Source organism: Paenibacillus sp. FSL R7-0026 (assembly GCF_038004485.1).
GTDB lineage: Bacteria > Bacillota > Bacilli > Paenibacillales > Paenibacillaceae > Paenibacillus > Paenibacillus xylanexedens_A.
The window spans coordinates 4,458,943-4,474,849 of sequence record NZ_JBBORG010000001.1; the positions used below are offsets into that span (position 1 = coordinate 4,458,943).

Annotated in this window: 15 protein-coding genes; 2 read left to right on the forward strand and 13 right to left on the reverse strand. The window is 48.6% G+C overall.

What is annotated here, in order from left to right; genetic code table 11:
* Nucleotides 1-15: 15 nt before the first annotated feature.
* The 9 genes from MKY44_RS19735 to MKY44_RS19775 all read right to left on the reverse strand — a co-directional run bounded on the left by MKY44_RS19735 (nucleotide 16) and on the right by MKY44_RS19775 (nucleotide 7,270).
* Nucleotides 16-987, reverse strand: coding sequence for a PhoH family protein (locus MKY44_RS19735; protein ID WP_017687243.1), 972 nt, complete (start codon nucleotides 985-987; stop codon nucleotides 16-18).
* 6 nt (nucleotides 988-993) lie between these two features.
* Nucleotides 994-2,187, reverse strand: a complete 1,194-nt coding sequence (gene yqfD / locus MKY44_RS19740; RefSeq protein WP_341008225.1) for a sporulation protein YqfD — start codon at nucleotides 2,185-2,187, stop codon at nucleotides 994-996.
* Nucleotides 2,184-2,477, reverse strand: coding sequence for a sporulation protein YqfC (gene yqfC, locus MKY44_RS19745; protein ID WP_017687241.1), 294 nt, complete (start codon nucleotides 2,475-2,477; stop codon nucleotides 2,184-2,186). The genes yqfD and yqfC overlap by 4 nt, the downstream gene beginning before the upstream one ends.
* 179 nt (nucleotides 2,478-2,656) lie before the next feature.
* Nucleotides 2,657-3,256 carry a hypothetical protein gene (locus MKY44_RS19750; RefSeq protein WP_074095883.1) on the reverse strand — a complete coding sequence of 200 codons (600 nt, stop codon included), beginning with the start codon at nucleotides 3,254-3,256 and terminating at the stop codon, nucleotides 2,657-2,659.
* Nucleotides 3,257-3,269: 13 nt separating this feature from the next.
* A complete protein-coding gene (gene floA / locus MKY44_RS19755; RefSeq protein ID WP_036615045.1) occupies nucleotides 3,270-4,280 on the reverse strand; it encodes a flotillin-like protein FloA in 1,011 nt (336 codons plus the stop codon).
* A 160-nt stretch (nucleotides 4,281-4,440) separates the two neighbouring features.
* The gene (locus tag MKY44_RS19760; protein ID WP_051450046.1) at nucleotides 4,441-5,763 is read right to left on the reverse strand and encodes an NfeD family protein; all 1,323 of its coding nucleotides are present in this window, start codon (nucleotides 5,761-5,763) and stop codon (nucleotides 4,441-4,443) included.
* A 282-nt stretch (nucleotides 5,764-6,045) separates the two neighbouring features.
* Entirely contained in the window at nucleotides 6,046-6,489 is a 444-nt protein-coding gene (locus MKY44_RS19765) for a GatB/YqeY domain-containing protein (protein ID WP_017687237.1), read from the reverse strand.
* Nucleotides 6,490-6,504: 15 nt separating this feature from the next.
* Nucleotides 6,505-6,678, reverse strand: a complete 174-nt coding sequence (rpsU, locus tag MKY44_RS19770) for a 30S ribosomal protein S21 (protein WP_005547957.1) — start codon at nucleotides 6,676-6,678, stop codon at nucleotides 6,505-6,507.
* Between the two features lie 232 nt (nucleotides 6,679-6,910).
* Nucleotides 6,911-7,270 (reverse strand): histidine triad nucleotide-binding protein, encoded by a 360-nt coding sequence (locus MKY44_RS19775; protein WP_024628477.1) that lies wholly within the window; start codon nucleotides 7,268-7,270, stop codon nucleotides 6,911-6,913.
* Between the two features lie 220 nt (nucleotides 7,271-7,490).
* Between MKY44_RS19775 and MKY44_RS19780 the strand changes: the two genes are divergently transcribed.
* The gene (locus MKY44_RS19780) at nucleotides 7,491-8,441 is read left to right on the forward strand and encodes a PLP-dependent cysteine synthase family protein (RefSeq protein ID WP_445670658.1); all 951 of its coding nucleotides are present in this window, start codon (nucleotides 7,491-7,493) and stop codon (nucleotides 8,439-8,441) included.
* 1 nt (nucleotide 8,442) lies between these two features.
* A complete protein-coding gene (locus tag MKY44_RS19785) occupies nucleotides 8,443-9,576 on the forward strand; it encodes a bifunctional cystathionine gamma-lyase/homocysteine desulfhydrase (protein ID WP_341008227.1) in 1,134 nt (377 codons plus the stop codon).
* A gap of 338 nt (nucleotides 9,577-9,914) precedes the next feature.
* Here MKY44_RS19785 and MKY44_RS19790 read toward each other — a convergent pair whose 3' ends face one another.
* The 4 genes from MKY44_RS19790 to MKY44_RS19805 all read right to left on the reverse strand — a co-directional run bounded on the left by MKY44_RS19790 (nucleotide 9,915) and on the right by MKY44_RS19805 (nucleotide 15,882).
* A complete protein-coding gene (locus tag MKY44_RS19790; RefSeq protein WP_341008228.1) occupies nucleotides 9,915-10,052 on the reverse strand; it encodes a hypothetical protein in 138 nt (45 codons plus the stop codon).
* 295 nt (nucleotides 10,053-10,347) lie between these two features.
* Nucleotides 10,348-10,692, reverse strand: coding sequence for a hypothetical protein (locus tag MKY44_RS19795; protein ID WP_036674796.1), 345 nt, complete (start codon nucleotides 10,690-10,692; stop codon nucleotides 10,348-10,350).
* Between the two features lie 589 nt (nucleotides 10,693-11,281).
* Complete coding sequence (locus tag MKY44_RS19800; RefSeq protein WP_341008229.1) at nucleotides 11,282-14,701, reverse strand: SMC family ATPase; 3,420 nt, start codon at nucleotides 14,699-14,701, stop codon at nucleotides 11,282-11,284.
* Nucleotides 14,698-15,882 carry an exonuclease SbcCD subunit D gene (locus MKY44_RS19805; RefSeq protein ID WP_341008230.1) on the reverse strand — a complete coding sequence of 395 codons (1,185 nt, stop codon included), beginning with the start codon at nucleotides 15,880-15,882 and terminating at the stop codon, nucleotides 14,698-14,700. Before MKY44_RS19805 ends, MKY44_RS19800 begins: the two co-directional genes overlap by 4 nt.
* Between the last annotated feature and the right edge of the window lie 25 nt (nucleotides 15,883-15,907).

A 15,907-nucleotide genomic window follows, 5' to 3' on the forward strand; every position in this document is an offset into this window, starting at 1 on the left:
TTAGACAATCCCTTTCTATGCTTGATTTTCTGCGGCGTGGTTGTAAGCCACGATAATTTTCTGGACAAGGGAATGCCGTACAACATCTTGCTCGGCAAAATAGACAAATCCAATCTCGTTAACTTCATTCAAGATCGTATTCGCTTCCACAAGCCCGGATTTCTTACCACGCGGTAAATCAATCTGTGTAACGTCTCCGGTGATGACCATTTTGGAGCCAAAACCAAGACGGGTCAGAAACATCTTCATCTGTTCCGGCGTTGTGTTCTGTGCTTCATCGAGAATGATGAACGAGTCATCCAAGGTACGCCCCCGCATGTAGGCGAGTGGCGCAATTTCGATTAACCCACGCTCCAGTGCCTTAGCGGTCTGTTCCTGTCCCATAACGTCATATAGGGCATCGTACAGCGGTCTCAGATACGGGTCTACCTTCTCTTGAAGATCACCTGGCAAAAACCCAAGACTCTCTCCTGCTTCAACAGCAGGCCGTGTGAGCACAATGCGTTTGACGCTGCCTTCTTTAATTGCGGCAACAGCCAGTACAACAGCAAGGTAGGTTTTACCCGTACCGGCAGGACCAATGCCAAATACAATATCACGTTTTTTAATTGTAGTTACATAGTGCTTCTGTCCAATGGTTTTAACACGGATTGGTTTACCTCGGTATGTCGTTGTAATCTCGCCCTTGAACAGATCCAATAGCTGGTCTGCCCGCATATCCTTGGCAAGTTCAATCGCATACTTCACATCTCTCTCGGTTAACACATATCCATTGCGTATCAATTGCAGTAACACATCAAATAATTGTTCAAGCGATTCCACCTGCTGTGCATTGCCAAAAATCACAATCTCCGCTTCACGGGATGCAATCTGGGCGGGAATCTCGGATTCAATCAGTTTAAGAAAAGTATCTTGGGGTCCAAAAAGAGATTGGCCCTCTCCCGCACTCTGGAGGGAGATTTGTATGCTGCGTGTTTGCTCTGACAAATATCCTCATTCTCCTTGACTATGGACTAGCGGAAGTTCTTCCGCAATGCTTTCTTCTACTTCAAATAAGACTTTCATATAAACTTTACCATTCTCTTTCTTCTCATGCAAAATTTTTTCACTTATAATTTTTGTTCCTTTGCCGTTTTTGGCGATAATATCGTTCCTTGCTCCTTCCAATCCTTTCGTTCTGGCCCATTCTACCGTCTGTTGTTGCTCATGCTCTTGGGTCTCCAGATCTTTCTCTGTCAGCCAACCCATAGGAAGTGTAAAGGATCGCCACGTCAATGGTTTATGATTACTCTCGGTATCAAATGAAGCGAATGGTGTACTTCCGTACCCCCACAGCTGGATCGCCCAATTCCCCAGCACCATGTAAAAACGTTCTTTGCTCTCACCTGTCATTGTATTATGTTTTTGCACCAGCGGAACCTCTACCTGATACTCACGCCATACCAGACCACGAACTTCGCCTTTGGCAACGATGGTTTTGGTGTTCTCCTCATCCCCGAGAATCCCCGAGATCAATACCTGACCCTTTTTGACACGCATGTCCTTCTGAACAACAGGGCGTCCCTGCTCCGCATAGATTTGAGTGACCACAGCATCTGACTTACTGATCAGATGCCTGGGATTCAGCAATGGTTCGCGCTTTGGTTGCGCCGATTCTACGACCTGAATGGTAATGGTTGTCCCTTCTTTGCTCACGCCAATCCAGGTTACATCCGGCAGAGCGAGTGCAAGCTGCCTGGAGAGCTTGTCTTGGCTTTGCAGACGGAATCCCCATTGCAAAGGATATATACCCTCTTTCTTCGCTGCTGCAAGCACCTCGTCGGTGGGAATGGTGACGTTACCCTTGACCTCCACACTCCATACCATGGACGACAACGCAAACAAAGCTGCCACAAAAAACAGCATACCCCCAAGAAAGAACTTCCTCCGCAATAATCGGGCCGCAAAAAAAGGGAAACCGCTACGATGGGTTACTTTCACCCTGCAGCCTGTCCGTTTCAACACAGGACGCAACCTGAAAAAATGCGGCAGCAGAATGTTCATCTCTGCCACGCGTCCATCGTGAGCACGCAGGTTCCACACTTCCAGTCCCTGCTCTGCCACCGTGTTGATCAATGTTTCAATGTCTCCCCCAGTGACCGTGATTCGGACTGCTCCCCGCAGTTTGTACAGACTGGGCTGCTTCATCCGTTCCCCTCCACTCCATTCATATGAATATCCAGAATCGTTCCTTCAACAGCTACTTCATCCGGCAAAATGTTACGTATCACCAAGGCAGTTCCTTTGATCTCTAACTGGCCTTGGGAAAGAGCCAACACGATACGATCCGGCGTGAAATGGATGACACCGCGATGATTCTCTATATACAGTTGCTTACTGCCGATCAGGGTTAACCGTGGCATATCATAAAGCACATCCTGCGGCAGATCCAACACTTCACTGGTCCATCTGCGCAGCTTGCGGCTGATCCGGGTCATTCGAAGGTCTTCCCCCTTCCTCTACAGTTCAACTTATGCGCAGATTCATGAAATTATGAAAATTCCGGGGCGTGTTAGGGACGAATGTTGAGAAAAAAGGATAGAACACAGAAAAAGCCATCTCCGGCGGCTTTATGCTCACCAGAGACGGCTTTATTTCCGTCCAGCAATTTAATTATTTACAGTTTCCCTCTTGTGCCAAACGGCTGTTTGGAACGAGGGGAACCCAGTACTTCTGCCCACAGGACACCTGTACGAATATCAGCAGGACGAAGCGGGGACGCTCCCGATTCATCGGTGCTGGTCTCATCCCAACTGGAATCAGACACAACTGGCCGATTCGCAGAAGAGATGCGATTCAAGCGTTCTTCAATCAAGCGCTGCTGTTCTTCCATACCTCTCATCTGTTCCTCAAGTGAATTTTCCATGGCACTCATCGTGCCCTCACTTCTGTAGTCAGTTGCGGGGCGAGAAGATGCAGCAGGCTCCGAATACGGCTGATCATACTGATTCTCATATTGCACGTCATCATACCGATCGTCATACTGTTCATCATAGCGGGGGTCTGTAGGTCCGGAAGACTGCTGCGGAGATGAATTGTCTCTTGAACGTTCATCCCGGCCTGAATCACCACTGCCTCCAAATGTAGGCATCCCGTTGGCAGGACGCTTTTTGTTCGGATCAGCCGATTTGGCAGCTTTCCCCAAGAAGGAGAAGAGTGCAAAACCGATGACGGCCACAATATACAGATTATCAAAAATCCATTCAAATAGGCCCATATGCACTCACCGCCTATCTTCCGTTTTTGGAATCACCCTGATCGTTGGAATTCGAACCTTCACCAGGTTTTCCCAATGTGTTACGCATTTGAGTATCCGCTTCAATGTTCTTCAGGTTCATATAATCCATCACACCGATTTTACCGTTACGAAGTGCCTCAGCCATTGCCAAAGGTACTTGGGATTCGGATTCAACAACGCGTGCTCTCATTTCCACTACGCGTGCTTTCATCTCTTGCTCTTGGGCTACGGCCATTGCACGACGCTCTTCCGCTTTTGCCTGAGCGATACGTTTGTCAGCTTCTGCTTGCTCTGTTTGCAAGAAGGCACCAATGTTTTTACCTACATCAACGTCCGCAATATCAATGGACAGGATTTCAAATGCAGTACCTGCGTCCAGACCTTTGGACAATACGGTACGGGAGATCAGGTCCGGATTTTCCAGGACGTCTTTGTGAGAATTGGAGGAACCGTTCGTACTTACGATACCTTCACCAACACGGGCGATGATCGTTTCTTCACCAGCACCACCGACGAGTCGGTCAATGTTGGCACGAACCGTAACCCGCGCTCTAACTTTAACTTCAATACCATCTTTGGCTACCGCAGAGACAATCGGTGTTTCGATAACTCGTGGGTTAACGCTCATCTGTACGGCTTGTAATACGTCACGACCTGCGAGGTCAATCGCAGCAGCACGTTCAAATTCGAGTGGAATGTTGGCACGTTGTGCAGCAATCAGAGCGTTTACAACACGGTCAACGTTACCACCGGCCAAGAAGTGACTTTCCAGTTGGTTCATTGAAAGTTTAAGACCGGCTTTAGTTGCTTTAATCATTGGATTAACGATACGGCTAGGCGTTACACGTCTCAGTCTCATCGCTACCAGTGTAATAATACTTACGCGTACGCCGGATGCAATCGCTGAAACCCAGAGCATAACCGGGAAAAAGCTGAAGAATACGCTCAATACGATAATACCTACTACCGCAATGAGCAAAATCGTAATCATAGATGTGTCCATTGTTTAATTTCCTCCATTTGCAATTTGAATTTGATGAAAATGTTTTAGAAGACACTCATGAGTCCGCTGCTAAATGAAAGAATGCACCACCTCGCTGGCAGCTTCAGCACGTGGTTATGTACATTGCCGAAGCGTTGATCCGCTTCGACAACAGAGCGAGTTACACCGGCAAAGCTTGCTGAACCACAATCCGGGTACCTTCCGCTTTAATCACAATAATCGGTGTATCAATGGGAATAAAATCTCCGTCGGTCACAACGTCAATTCGTTCCCCTTCAAACATCGCTGTTCCAGAAGGACGAAGTGGTGTCAGACTGATTCCTTGCAGACCAACCAGCTCTTTGCGTTCTGTGGCTGATGAATAACCCCGATCCGCAGACATGCTATCACTCAGTATGAAGCGATTCCATATCCCTCGATCCTTAAAGATAATTGAGATGATCGCAATGACTACCAGTGCTGCTCCAAAAGCGATACCCAGAGATACAAATGCATCACTCGTATCATAAGCAGCCCTTACAACACCGGCCACAAGCGCAATTGATCCCAAAATCCCCAGAATACCAAAGCTCGGAATAAACATCTCCAGAATCATCATGATGAGTCCGACGGTAAATAGCACCCATGTCTCTGCTCCGGCAAATCCCGCAATGTAATTACCCGAGAAATACAACACGAAACACACGATACCTACAATACCAGGAACTCCAAAACCAGGAACAATCAATTCAATGATCACACCCGCGATTCCGAGGAACAATAACACAGTCATAACAACCGGATTGGTAAGAAAAGAGGAGATATTCTCCGCTGTTGTTCGTTCTACCTTAAATACGTCATCCTGACTGTAACCGAGCCAAGCTGCCGCTTCTTCCGGTGTGTTGCTGATGTGGTCGGCATAACCAACTTTCAGCGCTTCTTCAGCCGAGAGAGCAATAATTTCACCTTTTTGTTTGGTTTTATTGATCTCTGGCATTTCAACAACGATGTTAACATCCGTCATTCCAGCTGCAATCTTGCCATCACGACCACTGATTTCAGCCGCTCCCTGCATTTTGCTTTTCCAGAATGCAACAAGCTTTGGATCATCAACATGTTTACCCGTACTGTCCACCATTGCTGCCGCACCAATCATACTGCCTGGTGACATTACGATCTTATCTGCATTCAGAGCCAGAAAACTCCCGGCTGAAGCAGCATCTCCACGAACAAATGCAACAGTCTCAATCGGACTGTCCTTAATTAGGGTACCCAATGCTTCTGCAGTGTCGACACGGCCTCCCGGCGTATTGATATCAAGAACGATCAGGCCAGCATTCATCTCTTCTGCTTGCTTGAACCCGCGTTCCATGAACTTGCCAAGTCCCTGCTCGATTGGTTTATCAACCGGAATAATATATACGGCACCACTCTTCTCAGCTGCATGCGCTGACGGTGATCCAATCCAGACAGGAAGCAACAGCGTCAGCAGCATTAAGAGCATCAATGGCCCCGTAAGCTTCTTCCGGCGCTTTCCCTTCACAATAGTCCCCCCTTTTCCATTAATGTTATACTGTCCAGCTTATGGTATTTATTACGTGCAATGCAACATTTCGTTTCAAAATCTTAAAATTATATTTGAAAACTCGATCAATTGCAAGAATAAAAATCCATAATAATATATATTAACCATTAAAAAGAAATTTCGTCATCCCAAGGACATCATGTCTTCTGATAAATGGAAAAAACACCTCCTGACAAGTCAGAAGGTGTTTATTGATTTGCTTTATTGCAGAAATTGTTGAACTGCTTGATTTACCAGTTTGCCGTCCGCTTTGCCTTTAACTTTCGGCATAAGGGCCGCCATGACTTTCCCCATCTCGGCTTTCGAAGAAGCACCGGTTTCCTGGATGGTCTGCTGTACAATAACTTTAATTTCTTCTTCGGTAAGCTGTGTGGGAAGGTACTGGATGAGTACTTCAATTTCCGCTTTTGCATTTGCCGCGAGATCTTCACGGCCCGCTTTGTCAAATTCTTGGAGGGCATCTTTGCGCTGTTTGATTTCACGACTCAGGATATCAAGCACTTCGTTGTCATCCAAATCTCTTTTCAAATCTATTTCAAGATTCTTGATCGTCGAACGAATCAACCGAATGTTGGAGAGTCTGAACTTGTCCTTACTCTTCATCGCTTGCTTCATATCTTCGTTCAATCGTTCGCTAAGATTCATGTAATTAAAATCCTCCTAAAACTTTCTCTTACGAGCAGCCTCGGACTTTTTCTTGCGCTTTACGCTTGGCTTCTCATAATGCTTACGTTTCTTCACCTCAGCCAATACGCCATCTTTAGCGATGGAGCGTTTAAAACGACGAAGTGCAGCATCAATAGTCTCGTTTTTGCGAACTTTAGTTTCAGACACCAGTTTTCCCTCCCTCCGACCAGACCGTCCAAGAGCAATAACACGGTTCATCATCTTACATTATAGGCGAAAGATAATAAAGGTGTCAACCTCAATGTAATGATCACTTATTTGAATCCATTTTATAACTCAAAGGTATTATGAAATGAATTCATTATATAAGCATTTGGTCACACATTCGTGGATTTAATGCATATGACTAAATCCTCAATATTAGTACCCATTAGCTCGTTTATTTGTGAGAATCGGACAGACTTGTCAACACGCCAAGTCTGGTACCACCCAACAAATGGTAATGCAGATGATGAACGGTTTGTTCTCCATCCTTACCACAATTGTTGATTAATCGATATCCTGTTTCCTCCACGCCAAGACGCTTCGCCGCTTCTTGAGCAGCCAGATGAATCTCGCCGATCAATGGCAGATCTTCTGCAGTAACTTCATTCATGGAAGCAATATGTTTCTTCGGAATGACAAGAACATGTGTCGGTGCAGCGGGCTGGATGTCATGAAAAACGATAACATGGTCATTCTCCAGTACTTTATTGGAGGGAATGCTGCCCTCTACAATTTTGCAAAATAAGCAATCCATAGTTCATACCCTCCTTTGTATTCCAGTGTATGTATTCCCCTCTATCATACTAAAAGTAAAAACCCACGTCCAATCTTTAGACACACAACCAGGTATTCTAGGTCAACTCTCCATCTATCATCGAGCCGAACACTATACGACATTGAATGTATACCAAGCTCTTTTATCGAAATATGGTTTTATCACGCACTTTTCCCAATTAAACAAATATGTATGGTTAATGACACACAAAAGGAGATTGGTTAATTTGACCGTTTATCAACATGTACAGGAACTTATAGGTAATACACCTCTGCTTGAATTAACTCGTTATCCATTACCGGAAGGAATCCGCCTGTTCGCCAAACTGGAATTCATGAATCCCGGAGGAAGTGTGAAAGACCGGATCGGCAAGTTTTTATTGGAGAAGGCCTTGGCAAGAGGAGATGTTAAGCCAGGTGGAACGGTGATCGAAGCTACCGCAGGCAACACAGGAATTGGTCTTGCAATGGCGGCTGTTGGCCTGAATTTAAAGGTCATTTTCACGGTACCTCAGAAGTTCAGCGTTGAGAAGCAGCAGTTGATGAAAGCCCTTGGGGCTACGGTCGTCAACACACCCACATCCGAAGGAATCACTGGTGCCATACGCAAGGCGGAATCGCTGGCGAAAGAAATACCGGGTTCGTATATTCCAGGTCAGTTCTCCAATGTGGATAACCCACTCGCACATTATGAACATCTGGGCCCTGAGATTTGGCGTGATCTGAACGGGCAGGTGGATGTATATATCGCCGGAGCCGGGTCTGGCGGAACTTTCATGGGAGTATCTCGCTATTTGAAGGAGCAAAACCCGTCAATTAAAACATGTATCGTAGAACCCGAAGGTTCGATTCTCGGAGGAGGTCCATCGGGACCACATCGTACAGAAGGAATAGGGGTCGAAACGTTATCTTCTTTTATGGATGTGAGTTACTTTGATGCCATTCATACGATCTCAGATGAAGATGCCTTTGAGCGGGTCAAGGATCTGGCCTTGTTGGAAGGCTTACTGGTAGGAAGTTCCTCAGGTGCAACTATGCAAGCCGCATTAAACGAGGCCGTTCACGCAGCTCCCGGAAGTAACATCGTCGTTATTTTCCCGGATAGCAGCGAACGATATTTAAGCCAAAATATCTATAATGGAGGTCAATGAAATGAGACCAAAAACCAAGCTGATTCATGCAGGTATTGTTGGTGATCCACACACTGGAGCAGTGAGTGTACCGATCTATCAAGTAAGCACGTATGAGCAGGAATCGGTTGGCGTACACAAAGGATACGAGTATTCACGAACAGGCAACCCTACCCGTCATGCGTTGGAAGAAGTCATTAAAGAGCTGGAGGATGGCGTTCGAGGTTTTGCTTTTAGTTCGGGAATGGCTGCAATTCATGCTGTACTGTCTCTGTTGAAAACAGGAGATCACGTCATTCTGACGGATGACGTATACGGCGGGACTTACCGCATTTTCACCAAGGTGCTGAATCGTCTGGGGATCGAGTCTACCTTTGTAGATACCACCTCACTACAAGCACTGGAGCAGGCTTTGCAATCCAATACAAAGGCCATCTATGTAGAAACACCTACCAATCCGTTACTCAAGGTCACCGATATTGCTGCTGTAGCGAAGTGGTCGAAACAACATGAATTGTTATTCATTGTGGACAACACGTTTAGTACGCCTTATTGGCAGACCCCGCTGGCTCTGGGGGCAGATATTGTACTGCATTCTGCAACAAAATATATCGGTGGTCATAGTGATGTCGTGGCAGGACTTGCGGTTGTCAACAGCGAGCAACTTGGTGAAGATCTGCATTTTATTCAAAATGCAATTGGCGCAATTCTCGGACCTATGGATTCCTGGCTGTTAATGCGAGGTCTTAAAACATTGGGATTGCGGATGGAAGCGCAAGAACGCAATACAGAGCAGCTTGTGGCATTTTTGAATCAACATCCAACGGTGAGCAAAGTCTATTATCCTGGGTTGCCCGACCATCCACAGCACAAGCTCGCTTCCAGGCAAGCGAGAGGATATGGCGGTATGGTTTCCTTTGATGTAGGCAGTGCTGAAAAAGTAGATGACGTGTTAAGCAAAGTTCGTTATTTCACATTGGCTGAAAGTCTGGGCGCGGTGGAAAGTTTAATTTCTGTACCTGCCCGAATGACGCATGCCTCCATTCCTTATGAACGTCGGCAAGAATTGGGGATCACGGATGGTTTGATTCGTATCTCCGTTGGGATCGAGGATGTTGAAGATTTACTTGAGGATTTGAAATCTGCTTTAAATTGAGGGCATTTTGAAGTCCATGCTTGCTGATGCTCGCAAATGGGTAGTTGACGATTTTCTAAGGAACACAGGACGTCTTATTTGGCGTTCAGACCCACATTTGAAATTATAAGGAACAGCAGGCACTTTATTTCCCGAAACAACCTCAAAAAAATGCTGAAAGCGGCTCTTTATTCGGTTATAACGTGTCTCTGATTCCTTAAAATTCTGCGGGCGCTTCAGAGCCTTGAATAAGATGCCTCAGATTCGTCAGCGCTCACATCATGCTCTGCTCCTCTAACCGTGGGCAAGAGAACAGCATCAATTCCACCCGAAGCGAAACTTTTTATAAGAATAGAGAATTAAAGCTTTCCGGTGTCCTGATCGTTTGCTCTCACATAGGCACGTTCTCGCATATTCAGGATGCGGTACGCCTCTGCTGCGGATACGTTCAGGTCAGGTTCTGCTTTCAGCAAGTTTGAATACAGGTTATGTGCCATCCGTTCATCATTGACCTTATACTAATTAGGTTCAAAAAAAGTCATGCCTTACAGAAGTTCGCTTCTGCACAGGCATGACTTTTTTGGATATTCGGTATGTTGCCCAGTTGTATTGCAATGAGTACCGCGATACATCAGGCTGAGACTCTGTATGTGATAAGACCTCTGTATTTCATTCTGTACGGTACCATGAATGAAACATCCATCCTCAGCTTGTTATTTTCAAGATTTTCATAGGATGCCCATAGGGTACATAAGAATGTGTCACTTGCAGTTATGACTGTTTTTTCTAATTTCAATAGTACGGTAAAAGAGTTAACGCTGTAAGCGCAAATAACGGGAGCACCAGCCGATTAAAACGTCTACGGCCATAACCATAATACGGATAAGGTGTAGGGTAGCCGTAACCTGGATAAAATCCGCGAGTATGACCTATCGGATAGTTTGCTCCAGGCATTGCATTTGGAGCCCAGTTCGCATGATTCACCATGGCTTCCGGTCCAACGGGAACAGCCAGGTAGATCATTTCGTCATCCACATTTTCCATAATACCATCATAGTGCATACCGTCATTCATCTGTACACATACATAACGGTGCATGTGTTCCTTACATATTTTCTTTGCTTCCACTTTTTCCACTTGCCAACGCCTCCCTGATTCAGCTCTTGATCACCTTTTCATGGTATTCAGAACTGGGCGAATTGACACTACTGACGAAAAAACACAAAAAAAGAAGCACCCCGTGAGCGGCTTCCTTGGAAGTCTGCTGCGCGGACATCTATTCAGGAAACGTCCTGATCAGATGTCCGCCGGGGTACTTAAATAAAGTTTGTCGGCTTAACTGTAGTATAACAGCGGGATGAACCTGTATCTGTGATGTAACTCACTCCGCTAAGTTATAAAAGCAAGAAAAGAAATATTTTTACAAAAATAACATTCCGTAATAGTGCGTGTTTAAAAAGGGCGGTTTTCAGTACCAAAAAGACGGGATAAAGCTAGAAATGGAGTAGCGGAGCATAGATAGAGCTACGTGAGCAACCGCAATGTTTCCGAAGGAAACAACCTTCGTAAGCCCCTACTTATTTCGGCTGAATTCCATATTAGATGTTGATGATGCCGCTAGGCACCATTCGTAATCAAAAGCGGACTTTTTGAACAACCTCTAATATTCATTTTGCTTGGACTATTAGAGACGCTTCTATGATCTATATTGCTTACACGTTTCCCTCTACAGGGTCTCCAAGACCACCCGTGAGCCGTTTCCGGCCTCACCTGCCGGAATCACCACAAGTTTGCGCGGCAAGCGTGCACGCAGTTCAGGCACGTGACTGATTACACCAACAGCCAATCGGTCGTCATGCAATTTTTCCAAAGACGTAATGACGGTATCCAACAGCTCAGGGTCAAGTGTACCAAACCCTTCATCCAGGAAGAAGAATTGGAGTGGGTACTGACCTCGCAGCTGAATCTGGGCCGACAGTGCCAAGGCCAGTGACAACGAAGTCAAAAAGGTCTCGCCACCTGACAACGTTGATACCGGTCGTTTGACTCCCCCGTTGGCATCATCACAGATTACAAAACCACCGCCGGAATCCACCTCCAGTGAATAACGCTGTTTGGTCAGGAAGCGCAGACGCTGAGATGCCGCATGACTAACCTGCATCAGTTGTTCTTCGGCAATATACTCGACAAAAGCATTGCCTCTGAACGCGGATTGCAGCTTGCTGAGCAGTTCGCCTTGACGGCTTACCTCCACCCGCTTGTTCTCCAGTTCGGTCCAGCGAACATGTCGCTGCTCCACATCCTCCAAATCACGTTCTGCACGTGCTTTGGCACGAAGGGCAGCCTCATCCTCAATTCGGACCTGCTGCAAACGTTCGGTGCAGGCTAACCACTGTTCCTCCGATACGACAGCACCACCCAGCTTTTGTTCCAGTTCACGCAACTGGGATGCCAGTTCACGCTCACGTTCACGGTGCTGCTGGATCTCTCCTGCCAGTCGTTCTGCTTCATGTGAAGGAATTGCCGCGGATACAACAGCATCATCCGAGTCAAACGGGGATTTTTCCAGTAATTGCTTCCACCGTTCCTGTGCCTGTTGCAGATGTTCTGTGGCCGAGGCGGCTGCCTGCTGAGCCATGACGTCTTTCTTGGCTGATTCCTGCTTCAGCGTGTCCGCTTCTTTGAAGCGTTGTGCCGAGTCCGAAGCTGTTTTCCGCAGTCCATCCAGACGAGCCTGAGCCGCAGTAATCAGATCTTCTACCCGCTGCTCCCCAACCCACTGGCGCAAGCGTTCTTCCTTCTCGGCCAGCTGTTTGCTATTGCCCTGCCACTCCGTTTGCCACTGAATCAGTTGTTTGTCCAATTCCACCAGCTTCTGCTGGAGAGATTGAATGATTTGGTCTTTTTCCTCAAGGAACGTCACGCTTTTGTTCAGACGTTCCTTGATGTCTTCGGCGCGCGCATCGCGCTCCTGCATCGCCTGATAGAGGGCCTTGGCCTCCTCCTGAGCGATGCCCGGCAGTTCTGTGGCCCAGCGGCCACGCAAGACAGCCGCTGCAGCCTCGCTCTCTGCCAGCTTGCGCTCCGCCTGGGTGAGCCCGGCACGGCCGGCCTCTTGCGCAGCTGCCGCTTCCATGCGGCGCTGCTGCGCGCCTACAGCCGCCTGCTGCAACGCGGCGGCTTCGGCATGGAGCGGCGCTGCTGCGGCAGCCAGCGCCTGCGCGGCTTCGCGCAGCGCAGCGGCACGCGATGCCCAGCCTGCCGGGGAGCGCCCGTGTTCGGGCGACCCGGCGGGCTCGGGCTCCGCTGCCGCAGGCGCGGCCTCGGCTGCGGCCGGAGCTTCGCCGGCCGCAGCGCCAAGCTGCGTCAGCAGGCTGCGACGTTCGTGCAGCTGCTGGCGCAGCCCAAAGCGCAGCTCCTGCAGCTCCGCGTGCAGGCTGCGCAGCAGTTCCAGGTCCGCATCGCCTGCGTGCGGACCTTCTCCCGGCGGCGCAGCCGGGAGTGGGTGATGCGGCGAGCCGCACACCGGGCATGGCTCGCCGTCACGCAGCTCGGCTCGCAAGGCGGAGGACAGTCGGTGCAGCTCCTGCTCACGCATCATGCCACGCAGCTGTTCCTCCGCAAGGGCCAGCAGGCTTTGTTCGCGGCTAATATCCTGCTCACAGGCAAGCAATGCCTCAAGGCCTGCTGACGCCTGTTCTACCAGATGCTGACGCTGATCACTCAGGCGTTTTTCTTCCTCAGCCGCCGCCTTCAGCTTGTCGGCTCCCTGTTCTGCCGACTGCTTATAGGCTTGCATGTCAGCCTTGTTTTGCTGCAGCTGCTCCGCGGCAGTATCCACACGATGCTTCAGTTCAAGCGCAGCCTGCAGCTGTCTGCGTTCCTCTGACTTCACTTCATTTGGCTTGAGGCTCTCCTGTAGTTCCTCACGCCGTTTGCGTCCACGCTGTTGTAATTCCTTTTCTTTCTCAAGCTGCTGTCCCAGCGCATTCTGTTCGCCCTGCCCCTGTTCCAGCAGCTGCGCGAGGCGCGAGCAATCGGCTTGAAGCCCGTCCCGTTCCCGTTGTAGCTCTTTTGCCTGTTCGAGTTGCTCCAAGCGCAGCAAAAGTTTCGGTTCTTCCTCAGTCATTTGCTTGCGTGCCGTCTCAGCCTTCTCCGCTTCCTGAACAGCCAGACGCTCATGTTCCAGTGCTTGCTGATGAGCTGTCTCGGCGATATCCTGCCGCTGCTTCTGTGTAGCCGTGGCATCTCGAACCGTCTGCAACGCAGGCAGTATCGCATCTGCCGCAACGGATTGTTTCAGCCGTTGTTCGCCTGCCTCTATCTGTGGTTCCAGTGCTTTCAGCTTCTGCTGTTCATCTGACCGAGCCTGCCGTTCGTTACTTAACTCACGAATTTTGCCCAGTTGTTCAGCTTCCTTCGCAGCTTCATCCAGCGCTTTGCGGGACAATTCAGACTGCTGAACAGCGGTTTGAAGTAGACGTTTCGTTTCTTCCAGCGTCTCCTTGCTGGCATTGCCCAGTCCCTGTTGCTCCGCAGCAAGAGATTGGTGAACCATATCATTATCCTTGACCCGCCGACTTAATTTGATGGCCAACTGGTCCCCATACTTCTCCAGATGGAATAATCGTTGCAGCATCTGGCGGCGTTCACTGCCTTTGAGTGACAAAAACTCGGCAAACTTCCCTTGCGGAAGAACCACTGCCCGTGTGAAATCATCCATCTTTAAACCGATCACATCTTCAACACAGCGATTCACATCTGCCAATTTGTCGGCAAGTACCTGTTCTTCGCCATTGACCGTCTCTATGAATTTGCTGATCGTGTTACTCACCGAAACTTCATTATTTCGTTTGAAACGTCGCTCTACCCGGAACCTCCGAGTGCCTTCCGCCGACATCAGTTCAAATGTAAAAGCAACCGACAACGAATCCTCTGCATGATTCATAATGCCTTGTGTCCCGTTCACCGCGCGTTCCACTTTTCCGTACATGGCAAGTGTGATGGCATCGAGCAAGGAAGATTTACCACTACCCGTTGGACCGAAAATACCGAATAGTCCCGTCTCCGTCAGCACGGTAAAATCAATCTCCTGCATCTCCCGATAACTTTGCAGTCCGGCAACTTTTAATAGAATTGGCTTCATCTTTCCTCGACCTCCTCACGCACTCCCGGCTCATCTTCATCCACAAGTTCCAGGAAAAGCTGTACCAGGCTGTCTTCCGGCTGTGCACCACCCGTCTGACGCTGATAGAATTTACGGAACAGTTCATGTACAGGTAGCTCGGATCGTTGCTCCAAAAGTCCTGCTGCAGCCATCTCGGGATAAACCGGGCGAATATGAATAATACCCTCATGTGATTTTCGCAGCTGCTGAATCTCCTTCAGGGACATCGCCTCATCCAGCCACACTTCCATGTCGATAAAAGCCTGCGGATCACGTCCCTCATCCAGCCAGCGATATACTTCTGCCAGACCACCACGGGCCTGCCAACGCACAAGCGGACGCCCGGACGTTAACAAAACTTCCTCTACCTGTGCAGCTCCGCCCGGTGTCAGATCAACCATCGTGACAGACTTGCTCTGCCCTGCTTCCGAGAAGCTGTAGGCGAGAGGAGAACCGCTATATCGAATCACACCGTCTCCTTTGACAGCCTGTGCACGATGAAGATGCCCAAGCGCCGTGTATTGCGCACCAGTCGATAAAGATGAAGGGTCTACCGTGTAGGCCCCACCGATCTGAATCGGACGTTCCGAATCACTCTCAAGTCCGCCGAGCACATAGATGTGACTCATGGCCAAGTTCACGGTATCCGGGCGGAAAGAAGCTGCCAGACGCTGCATTAACATGCCCACCCGGTGACTGTATGCCTGACGAAGCACATTTTCGTCCCCATCTGTTGTCAGCAGTTCATTCAATCTGGCTTCAGAAGGATAAGGTAATGCGGCAATCTGTGCAATTTCTCCGGTTCGCTTTGCATGGATGGTTACCGCTTCTGAAGTAGGCATTCCTACGAGTGTAATGCCCTGTCTATTCACAAGTGGAGTTACAGAAGCTACACGTTCTGGCTGATCATGATTTCCTGCAATCACCACAAGAGGTCTTCCATGCTCCGTCAGACGTGCTGCCGCTTCATAAAAAAGCTGTTCCGCCGCTGCGGGAGGATTCACCGAATCATACACATCTCCGGCCATCAATATGGCATCCGCCTGCTGCTCATCAGCCACCCTGACGAGTTCATCAACAAAATCTTCCTGTTCACGCAGTCGGCTTCGTCCTTCCAGCGTTTTTCCCAAATGCCAGTCCCCTGTATGCAAAATACGCATCGTCCGTTCCACCCCTCTCCCATAT

What these genes read in the sequence shown, in the direction of transcription:
- MKY44_RS19785 (WP_341008227.1), top strand. Translation starts at nt 8,443, where the DNA reads ATGAGACCAAAAACCAAGCTGATTCATGCAGGTATTGTTGGTGATCCA.
- MKY44_RS19750 (WP_074095883.1), bottom strand. Translation starts at nt 3,256, where the DNA reads ATGGGCCTATTTGAATGGATTTTTGATAATCTGTATATTGTGGCCGTC.
- MKY44_RS19760 (WP_051450046.1), bottom strand. Translation starts at nt 5,763, where the DNA reads ATGCTCTTAATGCTGCTGACGCTGTTGCTTCCTGTCTGGATTGGATCA.
- MKY44_RS19780 (WP_445670658.1), top strand. Translation starts at nt 7,491, where the DNA reads ATGACACACAAAAGGAGATTGGTTAATTTGACCGTTTATCAACATGTA.
- MKY44_RS19765 (WP_017687237.1), bottom strand. Translation starts at nt 6,489, where the DNA reads ATGAATCTTAGCGAACGATTGAACGAAGATATGAAGCAAGCGATGAAG.
- floA (WP_036615045.1), bottom strand. Translation starts at nt 4,280, where the DNA reads ATGGACACATCTATGATTACGATTTTGCTCATTGCGGTAGTAGGTATT.
- yqfC (WP_017687241.1), bottom strand. Translation starts at nt 2,477, where the DNA reads ATGACCCGGATCAGCCGCAAGCTGCGCAGATGGACCAGTGAAGTGTTG.
- MKY44_RS19805 (WP_341008230.1), bottom strand. Translation starts at nt 15,882, where the DNA reads ATGCGTATTTTGCATACAGGGGACTGGCATTTGGGAAAAACGCTGGAA.
- MKY44_RS19790 (WP_341008228.1), bottom strand. Translation starts at nt 10,052, where the DNA reads ATGGCACATAACCTGTATTCAAACTTGCTGAAAGCAGAACCTGACCTG.
- yqfD (WP_341008225.1), bottom strand. Translation starts at nt 2,187, where the DNA reads ATGAAGCAGCCCAGTCTGTACAAACTGCGGGGAGCAGTCCGAATCACG.
- MKY44_RS19775 (WP_024628477.1), bottom strand. Translation starts at nt 7,270, where the DNA reads ATGGATTGCTTATTTTGCAAAATTGTAGAGGGCAGCATTCCCTCCAAT.
- MKY44_RS19800 (WP_341008229.1), bottom strand. Translation starts at nt 14,701, where the DNA reads ATGAAGCCAATTCTATTAAAAGTTGCCGGACTGCAAAGTTATCGGGAG.